We start from the raw sequence: 18557 nt of genomic DNA, 5'->3' as shown, positions 1-18557 counted from the left end.
TCGTTCACTAAGGCATTTGTGGGGGACCCATAGTGACAACCTCTCAATTGATCCATGATCAGAAACCAGGTGCGGCCCGCCGGGAAGGGCATCCCGGCATCGCGCTCACCGTCATCGCGGCCTGCCAACTCATGGTGGTACTCGACGCGACGATTGTGAATATCGCTCTCCCGCACATTCAAAACGCTCTCAAGTTCAGCACCACCGACCTCACCTGGGTTGTCAGCGCCTACACGCTCACCTTCGGGGGCCTGCTCCTCCTGGGCGGCCGCGCCGGCGACATCCTCGGTCGACGCCGGGTCTTCATGACCGGCATCCTGCTGTTCACCTTCGCCTCGTTGCTCGGCGGATTCGCCCAAGAGCCCTGGCAGTTGCTGGCCGCCCGTGTCCTGCAGGGCGTGGGTGGCGCGATAGCGTCGCCCACCTCGCTGGCGCTGATCACCACCACGTTCCCCGAAGGGCCGGAACGCAACCGGGCCTTCGGTGTCTTCGCGGCGGTCTCCGCAGGCGGCGGTGCCATCGGACTGCTCGCCGGAGGCATGCTCACCGAGTGGCTCGACTGGCGGTGGGTGCTCTTCGTCAACGTACCGATCGGCGTCCTGATCGCCGTGCTCACCCCGCTTTACATCAGCGAGTCCGAACGGCACACCGGCCGCTTCGACATCGCGGGCGCACTGACCTCGACGTCGGGCATGGCCCTGCTGGTCTACGGTTTCATCCGCGCGGCCGACGACGGCTGGCGGGACAGCCTGGCCATCGGCTCCTTCGGGGCAGCCCTGGTCCTGCTGCTGGCCTTCGCGTTCATCGAATCCCGCGCCAAGGAGCCGATCACCCCGCTCAGGATGTTCGCCGACCGAAACCGCTCGGGCACGTACGTGATCATGCTGAGCCTCGCTGCGGCGATGTTCGGCATGTTCTTCTACATCGTGCTCTTCGTGCAGAACGTGCTGGGGTACAGCCCGATCAAGGCCGGCCTCGCCTTCCTGCCGGTGACGGTCGTGATCGCGCTGGGCGCGGGCCTGTCGCAGCGGTTCCTTCCGGTCCTCGGACCCAAGCCGTTCATGCTGGCGGGCTCGGCGCTCGCGGCGATCGGGCTGGCCTGGCAGACCCTCATCAGCTCCGACAGCTCCTATGCCGGCGGGGTCCTCGGGCCGATGTTGGTGTTCGGCTTCGGGATGGGGCTGAACTTCGTGACGCTGACGCTCACCGCGGTCTCCGGAGTTGCCCAGCACGAGGCCGGTGCGGCGTCCGGACTGCTCAACGCCACGCAGCAGGTGGGGGGTTCGCTCGGCCTGTCCATCCTGACGACGGTGTTCGGCTCGGCCAGCAAGGACGAGGCGGAGAAGCAGGTGCCGAAGTTCCTCGCCGACGGAACCGCGGAGCAGAAGGCGGAGTTCGCCAGGACGCACCAACTGCCCTCGCCCTGGGGCCATGAAGTGCTCGCCCAGGGCATCTCGACGGGCTTCATCGCGGCCGCGGCGATGGCCGTACTCGCCCTCGTGACCGCCTGGTTGGTGATCAGGGTCCGCAAGAGCGACCTGGAGGCCCTCGCCGGCACGGCCGGGCCGGGCCTCGGCTGACCCGGGCAGCCCCACGAAAGGCCGCGGATGGCCGGATCCCGTCCGGGGGACCGATGACCAGGACGTCGGTCCGGTCATCCGCATGCGGGTCGCTGTAACCGCCGACAAGGCCGTCACGGCGAGCCCGGCCAACAGCACCATGAGACCCAGCGACACGTGCATGATCACCTCCTGCGACTCCTCGTGTCAGTCACCTGCAGGAGCTCATGCCCCACACAGCGGACGACATGAGAACGCCCGGACGGTCACGCAGAGTTCCCGGCATACACGCAGAGTTTCGGCGCCACTGTCCACCAGGGCCTCGGCGACCAGCCCGCGGAAGAGGGCAGGCCCGCAGAGAGCACCGAGGAAGAGGGCAGGACGGCAGAGGGCTCCGTCACACAACGGCGGTGACCCACGCCGGTACAGGCTCCGTCCGCGCCACCCACTCGACGGGCGGCGTCCCCGCCTTCCCCGACGCGATCACTCCGCCCACGATGGCGCACGTCGTGTCCACATCGCCGCCGACCTGCGCGGTCGTCCAGAATCCCTGCTCGTAGTCCCGCATCGACCGGGCGGCCGACCAGAGCGCGAAGGGCACGGTGTCGTGGGCCGTCGTGCGCCGTCCGCAGCCGAGCACGGCAGCGACGGTGGCCGCGTCGGCGTAATCAAGCATGTCCCTGGCCCGGCGCAGGCCCGCACCGACAGCGCTCTTCGGGACGAGCGCGATGACACCGTCGAGCAGCGCCTCGGCGCTCGGCGGTCCGCCCGGGGCACCGGCCAGCGCCGCGGCCGCGGCGACGGCCATGGCGCCGACCACAGCCTCGCGGTGCTGGTGTGTCGGGTAGGCCGAGATCTCCGCCTGGTGAATCGCCTGCTCCGGATCGTCCGCGTACCAGGCGCCCAACGGCGCGACGCGCATCGCCGCGCCGTTGCCCCAAGACCCCTGCCCGTTGAAGAGCGCGGCGGCGAGCTCACGCCAGTCGCCGCCCTCGCGGACCAGTCGCAGCAGGCGGTCGACCGCGGGGCCGTATCCGCGGTCGACGTCGTGGTGCTCGGCGAAGGAGCTGGCCAGGGCGTCCTGGTCGATGCGGTGGTGGGTGGCCAGGACCGCGACCACGGAACCTGCCATCTCCGTGTCGTCGGTCCACTGCCAAGGGCCGGGCGGCAGCTCGCGTTCCTTCAGCAGCCCGTGGTTCACGGGCATGGAGACCTGCGAGCCCAGCGCGTCCCCCACCGCCACTCCGCGCAGGCTGGCCAGGGCACGGTCCAGGCGGCCGGCGGAAGAGGAGTCAGTGGTCATCGCCCTGCCTCTCTACCCAGTGATCCCGTACGGTTCCGGATCCCGCCAGCGATCGAAAGGCCGGTCCAGCGCGTACTTGCCGTCGTCTCCGAGAACGAGCATTCGCATCTCCGCGTTCCCCGGGTTCGACAGCGACTCGAACTCCGCGACCGTCCAGTGGAACCAGCGCATGCAGAACAAGCGCATGGCCAGGCCATGGGTGACCAGCAGCACGTTCCGCGGGTGATCAGGGGCCTCGAAGCTGCGGTACAGGCTCTCCAGGAAGCCACCGACCCGGTCGTACACATCGGCGCCGGACTCGCCCTGCGCGAAACGGTAGAAGAAGTGTCCGTACGCGTCCCGGTAGGCCTTCTGGAGGCGGACGTCGTCGCGGTCCTGCCAGTTCCCCCAGTCCTGCTCACGCAACCGGGGCTCCTCGCGCACGCGTATGAGCTGTGGATCGAGGTGGAAGGCGCGCAGTGTCTCGTGCGTGCGACGGTACGGGGAGACGTACACGCTGACGCGCTCGCGACCGAAGACCTCGCGGAGCCGTTTTCCGGTCTCCTCTGCCTGCTGCCACCCCCGCTCGGTCAGAGCGAGGGCGTGGTCGGGTTCACGCTCGTACACGGAGTCATCAACATTGCCCGTTGACTCGCCGTGCCGGACAAGGACGATGCGCCGTGGTCGTGCCATGCCAAGACCCTAGATCGGGTGAGGCGCCATAGAGCACTCGTACGGCCCTCATACGGCGTAGGTCACACAGTTTCCGCACCATGGACCGCATCAGGGCACGCGCACAGGTCGAACATCAGACCGTCCAACTCGGTTCGAGCTCCACGATGTCGCCCGTCAGGGAGGCGATGTCCGTCTCCGTCTGGGCCCGCAGGGCGAGCCGCTCCACTCGCTCGATGCGGTACTTGCCGTGCTCGGCGGCCGACCGCCACATCGACAGGACCAGGAACTCGTGTCCCGGCGCCTCGCCGAACAGGCCCCGGATCATGCCGGGCGAGCCGGCCATCGCGGGGTTCCAGACCTTCTCCTGCATCAGCGTGAAGTGCTCGGCGCGATCCTCGTGGACGCGGCAGTGGGCGACCCGTACCAGGTCCGCGTCCGTGAACCGGGGTTCGAAGCCTGTCTTCACATCGAAGCGGTAATCGAAGAGCTTGGCGTGGATGTCCTTGAAGGTGCCCGACTGAGCAGCCGCCAGCCGGTCATGGGATCGGGCCATGAAGGAGTCGTAGAAGGCCCGGCTCTCCCAGAAGGCGAAGGTGTGCGCCACACCCTGTCGCCCCCGGCTCCAGCCGCCCCCCTGTCCCCGAAACCCCGGCTCCCCCAGAAGCCCCGCCCACTTTCGCTGCCCCCGCTCGAAACCGCGGCGGTCCACCACGGTGCAGCGAATCCACTTGACCAGCACCGCGCCATGGTAAGGCCAGGGAGGGTGGCGGTGGTCACAGTCGTGCGGAGTGCTCCTCCGCGGGAGCGCACCGGCGCGTGGCAGGATGGGCAACCTGCCTTGCCTGCCCGGAAGTTCGGGTCGGCACCACCACAGGGGGAAGGGGAAGTCCGGTGAACGGCATCAGCAAGGGGATCCGCAAGGTCGAGATCGCCCTCAAGTGGAACCCGAGTGCGGCCGGGCAGCCACCGACCGATCTGGACCTGGTGGCCGCGACCTATCTGGCAAGCGATCCCTATGGGGATCCCGCGTATGTGGTGCACTTCGACAGCCGCTCCCCCGACGGCACCATCTACCTGAACCGGGACAGCAAGGACGGCAAGGGTTTCGGCTGGGACGAGGTCATGACCGTCGAACTCGACCGTCTCGACGCCCGCTACGCGCGCGTGGTGGTCGGTGTGGTCATCCAGCAGCGCCCGGAGCATCGCACCTTCGTCAGCGTGCTCGATCCGGCTCTGCGCATTCGGGAGGGCTACACCGTTCTGGCAGAGGACGACTTCGGCAGCGTGCTCGGAGCGACGGCGTCGACCGTCGCGGAGTTCGTACGGCAGGACGGCGGCACCTGGGACTTCCACCCCGGACTCCACGGCTTCGACGACGATCCCGCGACCTTCACGTCAACCATGGGTCGGGCACACAAGCCCTGACTGTCGGGCGCGGGAGGCTCGAAGGCCGCGCGTGAACGCGCCGGCCGCGCCGACTCAGTCCGCTCGGCCAAGGCGTGGTACGACTTCTGGGCCTGGTCCGCTGGTTTGCTTCGAGCGGTACCGCTCCTGTTGCCGGCTGTGGCGGGCCGCCGACGAGCTCGCTGCTGTGTCGGACACGGCAGCGAGCCCGTCTCCAAGGCCGAGGGCGGTGGCGCCGGCGAACCGGTTCCACCGCCCTGACCAATAGCTTCACACCCCGAGGGTGCGCGGAATCAGCTGCAGCCGCTGGTCGATCCGCAGCCCTCGCAGATGTAGCAGGAGCCGGCCCGCTGCATCTTCGTACCGCAGGAGAAGCACAGCGGGGCGTCGGCCTGGATGCCCAGCTGCATCTCCACCAGCTCGGCGCTGGTGTGAGCCTGCTGCGGGGCCGGCTTGGCCGCCTCGACCTCGGCCTTCGGCGTGGCGACGGCCTTCAGCTCCTGGGCGCGCGGCGCCGACTGAGCCAGGCCCTCGACGTCGACCTCGTCCTCATTCGGCTCGTACGAACCCGTCTCCAGGTGACGCTGACGCTCCTCGGCGGAGTGGATGCCGAGCGCGGATCGCGTCTCGAAGGGCAGGAAGTCGAGCGCCAGGCGGCGGAAGATGTAGTCGACGATCGACTGCGCCATCCGCACGTCCGGGTCGTCCGTCATACCGGCCGGCTCGAAGCGCATGTTCGTGAACTTCGAGACGTACGTCTCCAGCGGCACGCCGTACTGCAGGCCCACGGAGACCGCGATGGAGAAGGCGTCCATCATGCCCGCGAGGGTGGAACCCTGCTTGGACATCTTCAGGAAGACCTCGCCGAGACCGTCGTCAGGGTAGGAGTTGGCGGTCATGTAGCCCTCGGCGCCGCCGACCGTGAAGGACGTCGTGATGCCGGGGCGGCCCTTCGGGAGGCGCTTGCGGACCGGGCGGTACTCGACGATCTTCTCGACCGTCTCGCGGATGGTCGCCTCGGCCTTCTCCGTGACAGCGTCGGTCGCGGACTTCTCCTTCTCCTTGGTCTTCGCGGAGAGGGGCTGGCCGACCTTGCAGTTGTCGCGGTAGATGGCCAGCGCCTTGACGCCCATCTTCCAGGCCTCGAAGTAGACCTCTTCGACGTCCTCGACGGTCGCCGATTCCGGCAGGTTGACCGTCTTGGAAAGCGCTCCGGAGATCCACGGCTGGATCGCGGCCATCATGCGGACGTGGCCCATCGCGGAGATGGAGCGCTCGCCCATGGCGCAGTCGAAGACCTCGTAGTGCTCGTGCTTGAGACCGGGGGCGTCGATCACATTGCCGTGGTCGGCGATGTGGGCGACGATCGCCTCGATCTGCTCCTCCTGGTAGCCCAGGCGGCGCAGGGCCTGCGGGACGGTGCCATTGACGATCTGCATCGAGCCGCCGCCGACGAGCTTCTTGAACTTGACCAGGGCGAGGTCGGGCTCGAGGCCGGTGGTGTCGCAGGACATCGCGAGACCGATGGTGCCGGTCGGGGCGATGACGGACGCCTGGGAGTTACGGAAACCGTTCCTCTCACCGAGGCGCAGCACGTCCTGCCAGGCCTCCGTGGCGGCGGCCCAGATCGGCGTGTCCAGGTCGTCCATGCGGACGGCCGTGGTGTTGGCGTCGGAGTGCTGCTTCATGACGCGCAGGTGCGGCTGGGCGTTACGGGCATAGCCGTCGTACGGGCCGACGACAGCGGCGAGTTCGGCAGAACGCTTGTACGACGTGCCGGTCATCAGGGAAGTGATGGCTCCGGCGAGGGCGCGGCCGCCGTCGGAGTCGTACGCGTGGCCGGTCGCCATCAGCAGGGCGCCGAGGTTGGCGTAGCCGATGCCGAGCTGACGGAACGCGCGCGTGTTCTCGCCGATCTTCTGGGTCGGGAAGTCCGCGAAGCAGATGGAGATGTCCATCGCGGTGATGACGAGCTCGACGACCTTCGCGAAACGCTCGACGTCGAAGGACTGGTGGCCCTTGCTGTCGTCCTTCAGGAACTTCATCAGGTTCAGCGAGGCGAGGTTGCAGGACGTGTTGTCCAGGTGCATGTACTCGCTGCAGGGGTTCGAGCCGTTGATACGGCCGGACTCCGGGCAGGTGTGCCAGGCGTTGATGGTGTCGTCGTACTGGATACCGGGGTCGGCGCAGGCCCAGGCCGCCTCGGCCATCTTGCGGAAGAGCGACTTGGCGTCGACCTCTTCGATGACCTCGCCGGTCATCCGCGCGCGGAGGCCGAACTTGTCGCCCTGCTCGACCGCCTTCATGAACTCGTCGTTCACCCGGACCGAGTTGTTGGCGTTCTGGTACTGGACGGACGTGATGTCGTCGCCGCCCAGGTCCATGTCGAAGCCCGCGTCGCGCAGGGCGCGGATCTTCTCCTCTTCCTTCACCTTGGTCTCGATGAAGTTCTCGATGTCGGGGTGGTCGACGTCGAGGATGACCATCTTGGCGGCACGGCGGGTGGCGCCACCGGACTTGATCGTTCCTGCGGAGGCGTCGGCGCCACGCATGAACGAGACCGGGCCGGAGGCGTTTCCTCCGGAGGAGAGTAGTTCCTTGGAGGAGCGGATGCGGGAGAGGTTCAGGCCCGCACCGGAGCCGCCCTTGAAGATCATGCCCTCTTCCTTGTACCAGTCGAGGATCGACTCCATGGAGTCGTCGACGGACAGGATGAAACAGGCGGAGACCTGCTGGGGCTGCGCGGTGCCCACGTTGAACCACACGGGGCTGTTGAAGCTGAAGATCTGGTGCAGGAGGGCGTACGCCAGCTCGTGCTCGAAGATCTCGGCGTCGGCGGGCGAAGCGAAGTACTTGTGGTCCTCGCCGGCCTTCCGGTACGTCTTCACGATGCGGTCGATCAGCTGCCTGAGGCTGGTCTCGCGCTGCGGGGTGCCGACGGCACCGCGGAAGTACTTGCTGGTGACGATGTTGACCGCGTTCACCGACCAGAAGTCGGGGAACTCGACGCCACGCTGCTCGAAGTTGACCGAGCCGTCGCGCCAGTTGGTCATGACGACGTCACGGCGCTCCCAGGACACCTCGTCGTACGGATGTACGCCGGGGGTGGTGTGGATGCGCTCGATACGCAGTCCCTTGGTCGCCTTGGTGCCCTTGGCTCGGGAACTCCGTGCCGGACCGCTCGCCGTCTCTGTCATGCCGCCTCCCTGTACGGGCTAAAACGCCCTGAAGTGCCACGATGTTCCGTGACACGGTGTTCTGTCTGGTGTTGCGGGCACGCGCTACGCCCGCAACAGGTCTTTTCATCGCCGCCGCCCGGCCGGATCCGGAGTCAGAGGCTCCGGTCCCGGCCCGCAGGTCAGTCGGCGGCGCGTGCGGGTTCGGGGACGTCAGCAGTCCCTCCGGACCCGCGGTCGTCTTCCTGACCCCCCGCGACAGCACTCTTGCCGTCGGCAGCGTCCTCGCGGTCCTCGTCGTCCGCGGCGGGGGGTCCCGTCTCCCTGAGTTCCGTGATGGCCGCCTCGAAGTCCTCGAGCGAGTCGAACGCCCGGTAGACGGAGGCGAATCGCAGATAGGCGACGAGGTCGAGTTCCTGCAACGGGCCGAGTATGGCCAGCCCCACGTCGTGGGTGGTCAGCTCGGCACTCCCGGTGGCCCGCACCGCCTCCTCGACCCGCTGACCGAGCTGGGCGAGCGCGTCCTCGGTGACAGGCCGCCCCTGGCATGCCTTGCGCACACCGTTGATGACCTTGGTACGACTGAAAGGCTCGGTTACCCCGGACCGCTTGACCACCATGAGCGAGCACGTCTCCACGGTCGTGAAACGACGGGAGCAGTCAGGGCACTGGCGGCGCCTGCGGATCGACGTGCCGTCGTCGGTCGTACGACTGTCGACGACGCGGCTGTCGGGATGCCTGCAGAAGGGGCAGTGCATGATCTTCCAACCCTCCTCACAGCAGACTCAATAGCCTCAGAAGGCCTCCCCGGCCTCATGAAGCAGCCCCAGCATAGGCGATCGTCGAGGGCCTGATGACCCGGGGGACCACAACTTCTGGGCTGCTGCTGCAATCCAACCACTAGATGTGGGGATTGGCCCATACATGCATGCCTTGCGCGCGTGTCACTCCCGTATTGGCATGCGCCGCCGATCCCTGCGTCGCAGCGACACACGGAAGCGCACAGCAGTATCGCTTCGCCACATGCGGAGATACCGTGGGCGCCGCAGGGAGGACGCGTGGGGTTCCCGCAGAGATGGGGGCCGGCTCCCGGTTGACGGGATGGCGGATGGCAAACTGGGGCGGCACCCACGAGGTCGCCACCCTAGCGGCGAAAAGTACAACAATGAGCCCTTTTGCCCGCTAGGCACCGTGTCAGCCATACACCCAAACACATGATCAAGTCGGGTTATTCGCTGTTTTTCACTCGAACGTGTGTTTGGCGCAACCTTTCGAAAGCAACTACCGTTGTGCAGCAGGGAGACCATCGAGAGGGGCCGACGTGACCACCACCGCAGACAGCGCCACCATCACTGCCCAGGACCGCTCCCAGGGCCGACTTGAGCCGGTGCATGCCATGAACGAAGCCGGGAATCCCGAGGGGCACAAGCGCTCCCTGCCGGGCCGACCTCCAGGCATCCGGGCGGACAGCTCCGGACTCACCGACCGTCAGCGCCGGGTGATCGAGGTCATCAGGGACTCCGTGCAGCGGCGCGGCTACCCGCCGTCGATGCGGGAGATCGGCCAGGCCGTCGGCCTTTCCAGCACATCCTCCGTCGCCCACCAGCTGATGGCACTGGAGCGCAAGGGCTTCCTGCGCCGCGACCCGCACCGCCCGCGCGCGTACGAGGTGCGCGGCTCGGACCAAGCCTCGTCGGCCCAGCCCACCGACACCGCCGGCAAGCCCGCCGCGTCATATGTTCCGCTGGTCGGCCGCATCGCCGCCGGTGGCCCGATCCTGGCGGAGGAATCCGTCGAGGACGTCTTTCCTCTCCCTCGCCAGCTGGTCGGTGACGGTGAGCTGTTCGTCCTCAAGGTCGTCGGCGACTCGATGATCGAGGCAGCGATCTGTGACGGCGACTGGGTCACCGTCCGCCGCCAGCCGGTCGCCGAGAACGGTGACATCGTGGCCGCGATGCTCGACGGCGAAGCCACCGTCAAGCGCTTCAAGCGCGAGGACGGCCATGTCTGGCTCCTCCCGCACAACTCCGCCTACGAGCCGATCCCGGGCGACGACGCGACCATCCTGGGCAAGGTGGTGGCGGTGCTGCGGCGCGTGTGACGGCTGCGGCGGGCGGCCCTGGAAGGTCCCCGCCCTCTGACCGGGCCCCGGGACCTCTGCGCCGGTTCCGGGGCCCTGCGCTGTGCGCCACCGGGTGACAGCCGACTTGGATCGGTGGTCGGCCTGTCCCGCGCCGGGACAGGCCGACCACCGATCACTCCGTGTGTGCCTGTTCCGCCTGTTCCGCCTGCGTCGCCGCCGCGTCGATCGCGGCCAGCGACTTCCGGACCTGGTTACGGTCCGTTGTGTACCAGAAGTCCGGCAGTGACGCCTTCAGATAGCTCCCGTACCGCGCCGTGGCCAGTCGCTGGTCCAGTACGGCGACCACGCCACGGTCCCCCGACGCCCGTACGAGGCGGCCGGCGCCCTGCGCCATGAGCAGGGCCGCGTGGGTGGCGGCGACTGCCATGAAGCCATTGCCGCCTGCCTCCTCGACAGCTTTTTGGCGAGCGCTCATCAGCGGGTCGTCCGGCCGCGGGAACGGGATCTTGTCCATGACGACCAGCTGACAGCTGGGCCCGGGCACGTCGACGCCCTGCCAGAGTGACAGCGTGCCGAACAGACACGTCTTCGGATCGGCCGCGAAGTTCTTGATCAGCTCGCCAAGGGTTTCCTCACCCTGCAGGAGGATCGGAAACTCGGGGATACGGGAGCGCAGTTCCTCGGCGGCGAGTTGAGCGCCCCGCATCGAGGAGAAAAGGCCCAGTGTGCGACCGCCGGCCGCTTGGATCAGCTCCGTGAGCTCGTCGAGCATGTCCGCACGGTCGCCGTCCCGCGCCGGGCGCGCCAAGTGCTTGGCGACGTACAGGATGCCCTGCTTGGGATAGTCGAACGGCGAGCCGACGTCGACGCCCTTCCACTGCGGAACGTCCTCGCCCTCAGTGCCCTCGGGGGCGAGGCCCAAGGAGGCGCCGACTCCGTTGAAGTCACCGCCCAGTTTCAGGGTCGCGGACGTCAGGATCACCGAGCGGTCCGCGAAGAGCTTCTCCCTCAGCAGGCCCGAGACGGACATGGGCGCGACGCGCAGGGAGGCGCCGAAGCGGTCGTGTCGCTCGTACCAGACGACATCCCACTCGGAGCCGTTCGTGATCCGCTCCGCCACGTCGTGCACGCTCTCCACCGAGGCCAGCGCCTGCTTGCGGACCGCGTCTTCGTCCTGGACGGATTTGTCGCGGGTCGCGCCGATCCCGGAGATCACGGTCCGGCAGGCGTCACGCAGTGCCATGAGCGCGTAGCCGAGGTCTTCCGGGATCTCTTCAAGGCGGCCCGGCAGCGCCAGCTCCATCAGCCGCTCGAAGCCCTCGGCGGCGGTCTGGAGCTGGTCGGCGGCCTTCTCGTTCACCAGCTTCGCGGCACGGCGCACCGCGCGGTTGACCTGACCCGGGGTGAGCTCGCCGGTGGCCACCCCGGTGACCCGTGAGACGAGTTCGTGCGCCTCGTCGACGATCAGTACCTCGTGCTGCGGGAGGACCGGGGCGCCCTCGATGGCGTCGATCGCCAGCAGTGCGTGGTTGGTGACGACGACCTCCGCGAGCTTGGCGCGCTCCCGGGCCATCTCGGCGAAGCACTCGGCGCCGTACGCGCATTTTGTGGCGCCCAGGCATTCGCGCGAGGAGACCGACACCTGTGCCCATGCCCGGTCGGACACACCGGGCGTGAGGTTGTCGCGGTCACCTGTCTCGGTGTCGTCCGACCAGTCGCGCAGCCGCAGCAGGTCCTGGCCCAGCTTGCTGGTGGGTGCCGCCGCCTCGAACTGATCGAAGAGACTCTCCTCCTCGTCCTGCGGGACGCCCTCGCGCAGGCGGTGCAGACAGAGGTAGTTCGACCGGCCCTTGAGCATCGCGAAATCCGGGCGGCGGCGCAGCAGCGGATGCAACGCCTCGACCGTGCGCGGCAGGTCCCGCTCCACGAGTTGGCGCTGCAGGGCGAGGGTGGCGGTCGCCACGACGACTCGCTCACCGTGCGCGAGGGCAGGCACCAGATAGCCCAGCGACTTTCCGGTGCCGGTGCCGGCCTGGACCAGCAGATGGGAGCTGTCGTCGATCGCGTCCGCGACGGCTTCGGCCATGGTCACCTGGCCGGGGCGCTCCGTACCGCCGACAGCAGTGACGGCAGCATGCAGGAGTTCGGGGAGTGAGGGCTTCGTCATAGCGCGACCACCCTACGGCCCGGCACTGACAAACGGGTGATCAAGGCGCGGGCCATGGGCGGGATCAAGACCGCGTGCTCCTGGGGCAGGGATCGGACCGGTCCGTTGGCGGTTGGTCCTGGCCGGTTCCGGTTCGGGCTGGATCGTTTGAGGGCCGGGATCGCTTCGGATCTGTCCGCCGGTGGGTCCGTAGGACGTGCGTGCGGGCAATGAGGGTGGAGACGGTGCCGGTCAAGGCACCCCCGGCGTGGTCGGTTGCGTGGAGTTCGTGCTGTCACGGCTCGCATCGCGAGGTCATGGCGGACGGGCGTCGGCTCGGCCGGGGAATCGTCCGGCCCGGCAGCAATTCCGTTCGGCGGGAGTGGGAACCGGATCGGCACGAGCGGTGTACCAAAAGTGACGACCCTGCGACGTCGCGTCACAGAAGACGGCGCGGGGACCGGGCTCGGACCATGAGGGCGGCCCGCTTGGCAGGCAGGTCGACCTCGGCGGAGAAAAGGAAACCGGCGCTCAGAAAGGCGGCGATGGAGGGAATGTTGCGCAAGTCGGGTTCCGCGACGACGCGGGCACAGGCGGGCCGCTTGGCGAGCACGAGATCGGCAACGGCTCTGAGCAGAACGCTGCCGAGCCCCCTGCCCCGGTCGGCGACACCGCCGATGAGGAGGTGGATACCAGTGTCGTGGGGATGGGCGGGATAGTGCCGGGCCAGCGGATCGAGGTCCGCGCGGTAGAGCTCCCAGTAGCTCATCGGCGTGCCCTCCAGCACACCGAGGCACGGGACGCTGCGCCCGTCGCCGGCAAGCTGGGCTCCCAGGTGTTCCTCGGTGACGGTCTGAGGCCCGGCAAGTGCCCAGAACTCCGCGACGGCGGGGTCGTTCATCCAGCGGCTGATGAGTGGTAGGTCCCGTTCGATGTGAACGGGCACGAGCTGGAACGCGCCTACGGGAGTGGCCATCGCCCCCCAGCCGGCGATGCGATCGAGCAGGTCCTCAGCCGCCGGGGGGACAGAGGCGGGCGGTGGCGTGCCCTCGGTGCCGAGCCGGGCGGGGCCGGTGTCGGCTCCCGCCTCCCGGAAGAACGCGAGGAGTTCCTCGGGCAGACGCAGGTCCAGCGTGTCATGACTGCCCGGGCTGCCCGCGCGGACGCCCGGCAGGATGCCGCTTTCGCAGATACGGGCTCCCGCGTCGGATCCGATGCCGACCAGGCGGGCGGTGTCGGCGTTGGTGTTCGCGTCGGTGGGAGGCACGGTGACGCTCCTCTCAGGAGGTGGGGTGGGGCATGGTCCTCGGAGATGAAGGGAGTTGGTGGTGGCCGGGGGAGGCGGAGGACCTGTCAGGAAGGCAGGAGGTCGGTGGCCATCAGGGGTGCCGGTCAGGAGGGCAGGAGGTCGGTGGTCATCAGCGGTGCCGGTCAGGAGGGCAGGAGGTCGATGGTCATCAGCGGTGCCAGTCAGGAGGGCAGGAGGTCGATGGTCATCAGCGGTGCCAGTCAGGAACGCGGGGTCGGCGGGGATGAGGAGTGCGGTCAGGAGTGCAGGGGGTTGGCGATGGTCACGTAGACGGACTGGGTGTCCACCGGGCCGACAAGTTCGTCGAGGCCGTGGAGACGGGTGAGCAGGTTGGCCTTGCAGCGCAGCACGGGCGAATCGAGGAGGCGTGAGGGCAGGGTGCTGCTCAGACGGGCCGGGCCGGAGGCGGCCTCGGTGAGGAAGCGGCGGAAGGCGGCGAGCAACAGCCGTTCGTCAGCCAGGCGTTGGGAGCCGAACGCGCCGACGAGTCCGAGGACGTTGTTGATCGCGAGGTAGTACGCGAATCGCTCGTCGGTGACCTCGTCGGAGACAAAGGTGTCGCTGTGCTCACCGATTCCCGGCAGCCGGGCGTCGAGTTCCGCGCGTCGGGACTCGCGGAAGTAGTAACCCTGGTTGTCGCGGTAGCGGCCACCGGCGGGCCAACCGTCGCCGTCCAACAGGACCAGCGTGTTCTGCTGGTGCGCCTCCAGCGCGATCCCCGCCTCCGCGTCGAGCCACAGCACGGGACGGACCACCTGTTCGAGGTAGCGCAGGAACCACTCGGCGGCGACGGCCTCTCGGGAACGGCCGGTCCGGTGGGCGAGGCGTGTGACGACTTCGGCCAGGCGGGACCGCAGAACAGGTCCACCGGTGCCGTGGCTTCCGTCGAACGCACCCGTTGGGACATGGGGCCGGGGCGAGACCAGGCCTGCGACGCAGGAAACGTCGTCCGAGGGGCTGAAGGGGTTGTGGCGGATCACCACGTCGAGTCCGGTCAGGGGGTCGCCGCCCGGTCCGTCGACGGCCAGCCAGGCCGGGTCCCGGACGATGTCGAATCCGGGATGGGCGACGTGCCACTGCCTGGCCAGGCCGCTGCGGAGCAACCGGTGGACCTCGACACCGCGGTGGAGTTCCTTGCGGAGGTTCTCACGCCGGGAGTTGGTGATGTGCAGGCCCAGGGACAACTTGAGCATGGCCGGGGCGTTGGTGCGATGGACGGTTCGCAGGGAGGACGTGGGGTGCCATGGGGCGCCGTGAGTGCCGAGATCCTGGAGGAGTCCGGCCTCGAGCAGGACCGCGGTTTCGTGGCGGTACCGGACCTCACGCAGTTGCCAGGGGTGCAGCGGCAAGGCCGTGTAGCCCTCGGGCAACGGCAGCCCGGCTCCGGCGAGCCGTGCGGTGAGCCGGCCCGCGGCGACGGGGCGGCCGCGTTCAGTCCAGGCCGAGTCGGTGGCGAGTACGGAGGGAGCGACAGCCAGCCAGTGCAAGGGGAAGGATCCGCGCAACTCGGGTGAGTACAACCGGGCTTCGGCTTCGGAGAGGCCCTCGCGGCTCTTCGGAGTCGGGTGGAGGGGGTGTCCGAGCACGAGTGCCTGCTCGGCGGCGAGGAAGAGATCGGGGAGGTCGGCAGGATGTTTCCGGCGTTCGCTGAGGAAGACGCCGGTTCGCCGGACGGAGTCGGCCACGCGCGCGACGAGATCGGCGGCTCCGGTGGCGGACGAATGAGGGTGGGAGTGGACGACGACGGTGGAAGCGGGTGCAGCGCTCGTGGGAGTGACAGTGCGAGTGGTGGGGGCGGTGGTGGAAGTGATCGCGGTACAGGCGAGATCGGGAGCGGGAAGTGAGGAGGTATGCAGCGCCGGTGAGTGATGGGCTTCCGGCCCCTTGATCCCGATGTGCCTGAGGGAGCCGAGGACCAAGGCCGTCTCGTTCGGCGTTTCCCTGGTGAGCAGTGCGGCGACCGTCACGGCGTCCGCAGGCGGTGACTGGTCGGAGGTGCCGACGAGGTACGGGAGACCGAAGCGGTGCCAACCCGTCGGGGACCAGTAGTGGACGGGGACGAGGAGAGCTGTGCCGGTGGCCGGGAGTGGGATGCGAAGGATGCCGTTGTCGGGGGCGGCGAGGAGGTTGGCCTCACGTACCCAGCAGCGGAGCAGGTTCTCCACAGCGGCGGCCTCGGCTGCGATTGTCGGGTCGAGGTGCTCCAGGAGGTCCGGGACGCCGCCGAGATACGACCCGGGAGCCGGGGCGCCTTCCTGGACCGGCGTTGCGCCTGACGTCTGGGGGCTCTCCTCTCCCCCAGGGGAGGCAGTTCCTGCCGGAGCCGAGGTCTCCGCGGGCTGTCGATCGGCCCGAGCGGCGACCGGCGGTGCGGACGGCGCGGCAGCCGGCACGGCGGCCGACTGGAACGGCGGCTGGCGGGACTGGGGGACGCGGTCGTCGTAGGGACCTGGCGACATCGTGCCGGAAGGGCCGCCTGGTGGGAGGGCGGCGGTGTCGGCGTCGGGGGTGAAACTGGCGTTCAAGGCGTGATCCTCAAGATGGTGCCGGCTCGTGCGGCCGGGGTGATTCGACGTCGTGGCGGAGCACTGGCGGGCGCGGGCCGTGGCATTGCGGAAAGGGAAAACAGTGTTCGAGGGGTGCGGTGGAGGTGAGCGATGTTCCGGGCGACCCGATCGGCGAAGGAGGCGGAGCACCCGGGTGCGGACGTCCGGGTGTCCGCCACCGCGCCAGCGCGTCCGCACGGGCCATGCGGACGCGTCATCCGGCGCACACACGCAATCCGGCGCGGACGCCCGACGCGGCGTCGGCTCATGATCCGGCGCGGAGTACGAGTTCGCGTGGACGCCCCGGCAGCCTCTTGGACCCGTGCAGGCGGACCATCACTCGTGGACGCACGAGCCGGCACGGACACGCGAGCCGCACGGGCACACAGCTCGGCATGTCGCACCAGCAGCGTTCTCGCACGTGCGGCGCCGGTGACCCTGAGGTCTCCCCATGAGCGACGGCATGGTCGCACCACGGCCCAGCCGCAGGCTTCCGACCGCGGGCCCCGTCACCCCTCAGGGGCACATCAGCCCGTGCGCGCCCGCAGGGCGATGCCGCGGCACCGATCTGCCGGTACGCACAAGCCCACCGCGACATACCGGCTCGGGTGTACGCACAAGCCCACCGCGACACACCGACCCGCGCATACGCGCGCTCCCATGTCGACACAGACGCCCCACCCCACGCAGACGCACAAGTCGACCCGATCGCAGAAGGACACATGGACACGATGGGGGACATCCTTGGCTCCGCCCTGCTCACCTCTGGTGCTGCTGTTCGCCGTGGGCGTGGTTGCGGGCCACCGTCTCCACCGCGTCGCTCAAGCGGTCCAGTACCGCTGCCGCCTGCTCGTCGCTGATCGTCAGGGGAGGAAGCAGTCGTACGACGCTGGCGTGACGTCCCCCGAGTTCGACGATCAAGCCACGTCGCAGACACTCCTGTTGGACGGCGGCCGCGAGTTCGGGGGCGGCGGGACGAGGAGCGCGGGCATGCTCCGGCGCCTTGTCCCGCCCCGTGAGATCACCAGCGCCCTGGATATCCCCGCCGCGCTCGGCGCCGGTCCGTCCTTCCCCCTCCCTCACCATCTCCACCCCGATCATCAGCCCCCGCCCTCGCACTTCCCCTATCACGGGGAACCGCCGGGCCAGTTCGCTCAGTTGGGTCAGCAGGCGGGAGCCCAGGGTGGCCGCGCGCTCGGCGAGGCGGTTTTCGCGGACGTAGGCCAAGGTCGCCGTTCCCGCGGCCATGGCGAGCTGATTGCCGCGGAAGGTTCCTGCATGGGCGCCGGGCTCCCACACGTCGAGGTCGTCGCGGTAGACCACTACGGCCAGGGGCAGACTGCCACCGATGGCCTTGGAGAGGACCATCACGTCGGGAGTGACCCCGCTGTGTTCCACCGCCCAGAAGGCCCCCGTGCGGCCGACGCCGGTCTGGACCTCGTCGGCGATCAGGGGGATGGACCGGGCGGCGGTGATCAGCCGCATGCGCCGCATCCACTCGTCCGGTGCGGGGAGCACCCCGCCCTCGCCCTGCACGGGTTCGAGGATCATGCCCGCCGGCAACGGGACGCCCGACTTGGGGTCGTCGAGGACGGACTCGGTCCAGCGGGCGGCGAGTTCGGCGCCGCGGGTGCCGCCGACTCCGAAGGGGCAGCGGTAGTCCTGCGGAAAGGGGAGGTGTGCGACCCGCATGTCGAAGGCGTCTCCGGACGCTTCGAAGGCACCGGCGGTCATTCCGTGGTAGGCACCGGTGAACGCGAGCAAGCCGTTGCGGCCGGTGGCGGTACGGACAAGCTTGAAAGCCGCTTCCACCGCGTCCGTCCCGGCCGGTCCGCAGAACTGCACTCGCGCGCGGTCGGCGAGTCCGGGTGGCAGGGTGCGGAACAACTCGGTGGTGAACGCGTCCTTGACGGGGGTCGCCAGATCGAGTGCGTGCAGGGGGGCGCCCGAGTCGAGGACCTTGCGGATCGCCTCCAGGACGACGGGATGGTTGTGTCCGAGAGCAAGCGTTCCCGCGCCCGACAAGCAGTCCAGGTAACGGCGGCCGTCCGCGCCCTCGATGGTCAGCCCGCGCGCCCTCACCGGGACGATCGGCAGGGCGCGCGCGTAGGTGCGCGCCGCCGACTCGCGCGCCGCCTGGCGCTTCAGGATCCCCTCGTACGTGAGACGCGCCCCCGCCGGCGGACCGGCGAGCGCCCCTGCAGCGACACCGGAGCGCCCCACACCAGTTCCACCGCCAGGCGCAGAAGCGGCGACCCCGTCGATGCCGTCCGCAGTGGTCTCCTCGGGCGCTGTCTCGGTCACGGCCACGGTTCTCCCCGTCCTCCCGCTGTCCAGGGGCGTGCGGTTCCTCACGTCCTCGCCCACCCCGACATAC

At 68.9% G+C, this 18557-nt stretch carries 12 protein-coding genes; 3 read left to right on the top strand and 9 right to left on the bottom strand.

Translation table 11 applies throughout. From position 1 onward, the window contains the following. Positions 1–32 precede the first annotated feature (32 nt). Positions 33–1580 carry an MFS transporter gene (locus tag ACIBK3_RS40130; protein WP_399372977.1) on the top strand — a complete coding sequence of 516 codons (1548 nt, stop codon included), beginning with the start codon at positions 33–35 and terminating at the stop codon, positions 1578–1580. A 376-nt stretch (positions 1581–1956) separates the two neighbouring features. On the opposite strand, the gene ACIBK3_RS40125 is transcribed toward ACIBK3_RS40130, so the two are convergent. The 3 genes from ACIBK3_RS40125 to ACIBK3_RS40115 all read right to left on the bottom strand — a co-directional run bounded on the left by ACIBK3_RS40125 (position 1957) and on the right by ACIBK3_RS40115 (position 4255). After that, positions 1957–2862, bottom strand: coding sequence for an ADP-ribosylglycohydrolase family protein (locus ACIBK3_RS40125; protein ID WP_399372976.1), 906 nt, complete (start codon positions 2860–2862; stop codon positions 1957–1959). A 12-nt stretch (positions 2863–2874) separates the two neighbouring features. Further along, positions 2875–3534 carry a histidine phosphatase family protein gene (locus ACIBK3_RS40120; protein WP_399372975.1) on the bottom strand — a complete coding sequence of 220 codons (660 nt, stop codon included), beginning with the start codon at positions 3532–3534 and terminating at the stop codon, positions 2875–2877. A gap of 115 nt (positions 3535–3649) precedes the next feature. Then, positions 3650–4255 (bottom strand): YdbC family protein, encoded by a 606-nt coding sequence (locus tag ACIBK3_RS40115; protein WP_399372974.1) that lies wholly within the window; start codon positions 4253–4255, stop codon positions 3650–3652. 152 nt (positions 4256–4407) lie between these two features. On the opposite strand from ACIBK3_RS40115, the gene ACIBK3_RS40110 reads away from it, so the two are divergent. Then, a complete protein-coding gene (locus ACIBK3_RS40110; protein ID WP_399372972.1) occupies positions 4408–4941 on the top strand; it encodes a TerD family protein in 534 nt (177 codons plus the stop codon). Between the two features lie 272 nt (positions 4942–5213). Here ACIBK3_RS40110 and ACIBK3_RS40105 read toward each other — a convergent pair whose 3' ends face one another. Together ACIBK3_RS40105 and nrdR are read right to left on the bottom strand one after the other, a co-directional pair. Continuing rightward, complete coding sequence (locus ACIBK3_RS40105) at positions 5214–8117, bottom strand: vitamin B12-dependent ribonucleotide reductase (RefSeq protein ID WP_399372971.1); 2904 nt, start codon at positions 8115–8117, stop codon at positions 5214–5216. 161 nt (positions 8118–8278) lie between these two features. Continuing rightward, positions 8279–8854 carry a transcriptional regulator NrdR gene (gene nrdR / locus ACIBK3_RS40100; protein WP_399372970.1) on the bottom strand — a complete coding sequence of 192 codons (576 nt, stop codon included), beginning with the start codon at positions 8852–8854 and terminating at the stop codon, positions 8279–8281. Positions 8855–9417: 563 nt separating this feature from the next. Between nrdR and lexA the strand changes: the two genes are divergently transcribed. Continuing rightward, complete coding sequence (gene lexA / locus ACIBK3_RS40095) at positions 9418–10197, top strand: transcriptional repressor LexA (protein ID WP_030670359.1); 780 nt, start codon at positions 9418–9420, stop codon at positions 10195–10197. A gap of 154 nt (positions 10198–10351) precedes the next feature. Here the strand turns inward: lexA and ACIBK3_RS40090 are convergent, their stop codons facing one another. The 4 genes from ACIBK3_RS40090 to ACIBK3_RS40075 form a co-directional block, all read right to left on the bottom strand. Then, positions 10352–12346, bottom strand: coding sequence for an ATP-dependent DNA helicase (locus ACIBK3_RS40090; RefSeq protein ID WP_399372969.1), 1995 nt, complete (start codon positions 12344–12346; stop codon positions 10352–10354). A 418-nt stretch (positions 12347–12764) separates the two neighbouring features. Further along, the gene (locus tag ACIBK3_RS40085; protein WP_399372968.1) at positions 12765–13592 is read right to left on the bottom strand and encodes a GNAT family N-acetyltransferase; all 828 of its coding nucleotides are present in this window, start codon (positions 13590–13592) and stop codon (positions 12765–12767) included. Between the two features lie 278 nt (positions 13593–13870). After that, positions 13871–16093: an IucA/IucC family protein gene (locus tag ACIBK3_RS40080; protein ID WP_399373067.1), complete on the bottom strand. Its 2223-nt coding sequence runs from the start codon at positions 16091–16093 to the stop codon at positions 13871–13873. Positions 16094–16939: 846 nt separating this feature from the next. Continuing rightward, on the bottom strand, positions 16940–18490 hold the full coding sequence (locus ACIBK3_RS40075; RefSeq protein WP_399372966.1) for a diaminobutyrate--2-oxoglutarate transaminase family protein: 1551 nt from the start codon (positions 18488–18490) through the stop codon (positions 16940–16942). Between the last annotated feature and the right edge of the window lie 67 nt (positions 18491–18557).

The organism is Streptomyces sp. NPDC050287, from assembly GCF_044459385.1.
In the GTDB taxonomy this organism is placed as follows: domain Bacteria; phylum Actinomycetota; class Actinomycetes; order Streptomycetales; family Streptomycetaceae; genus Streptomyces.
The sequence above is the reverse complement of the archived record's forward strand: the minus strand, read 5'-3'. Positions and strand labels throughout refer to the sequence as shown.

Bases quoted from the DNA above. Each gene is read 5' to 3' on its own strand.
- ACIBK3_RS40080 (WP_399373067.1), bottom strand. From the start codon at position 16,093: ATGTCGCCAGGTCCCTACGACGACCGCGTCCCCCAGTCCCGCCAGCCG.
- ACIBK3_RS40125 (WP_399372976.1), bottom strand. From the start codon at position 2,862: ATGACCACTGACTCCTCTTCCGCCGGCCGCCTGGACCGTGCCCTGGCC.
- ACIBK3_RS40105 (WP_399372971.1), bottom strand. From the start codon at position 8,117: ATGACAGAGACGGCGAGCGGTCCGGCACGGAGTTCCCGAGCCAAGGGC.
- nrdR (WP_399372970.1), bottom strand. From the start codon at position 8,854: ATGCACTGCCCCTTCTGCAGGCATCCCGACAGCCGCGTCGTCGACAGT.
- ACIBK3_RS40120 (WP_399372975.1), bottom strand. From the start codon at position 3,534: ATGGCACGACCACGGCGCATCGTCCTTGTCCGGCACGGCGAGTCAACG.
- ACIBK3_RS40090 (WP_399372969.1), bottom strand. From the start codon at position 12,346: ATGACGAAGCCCTCACTCCCCGAACTCCTGCATGCTGCCGTCACTGCT.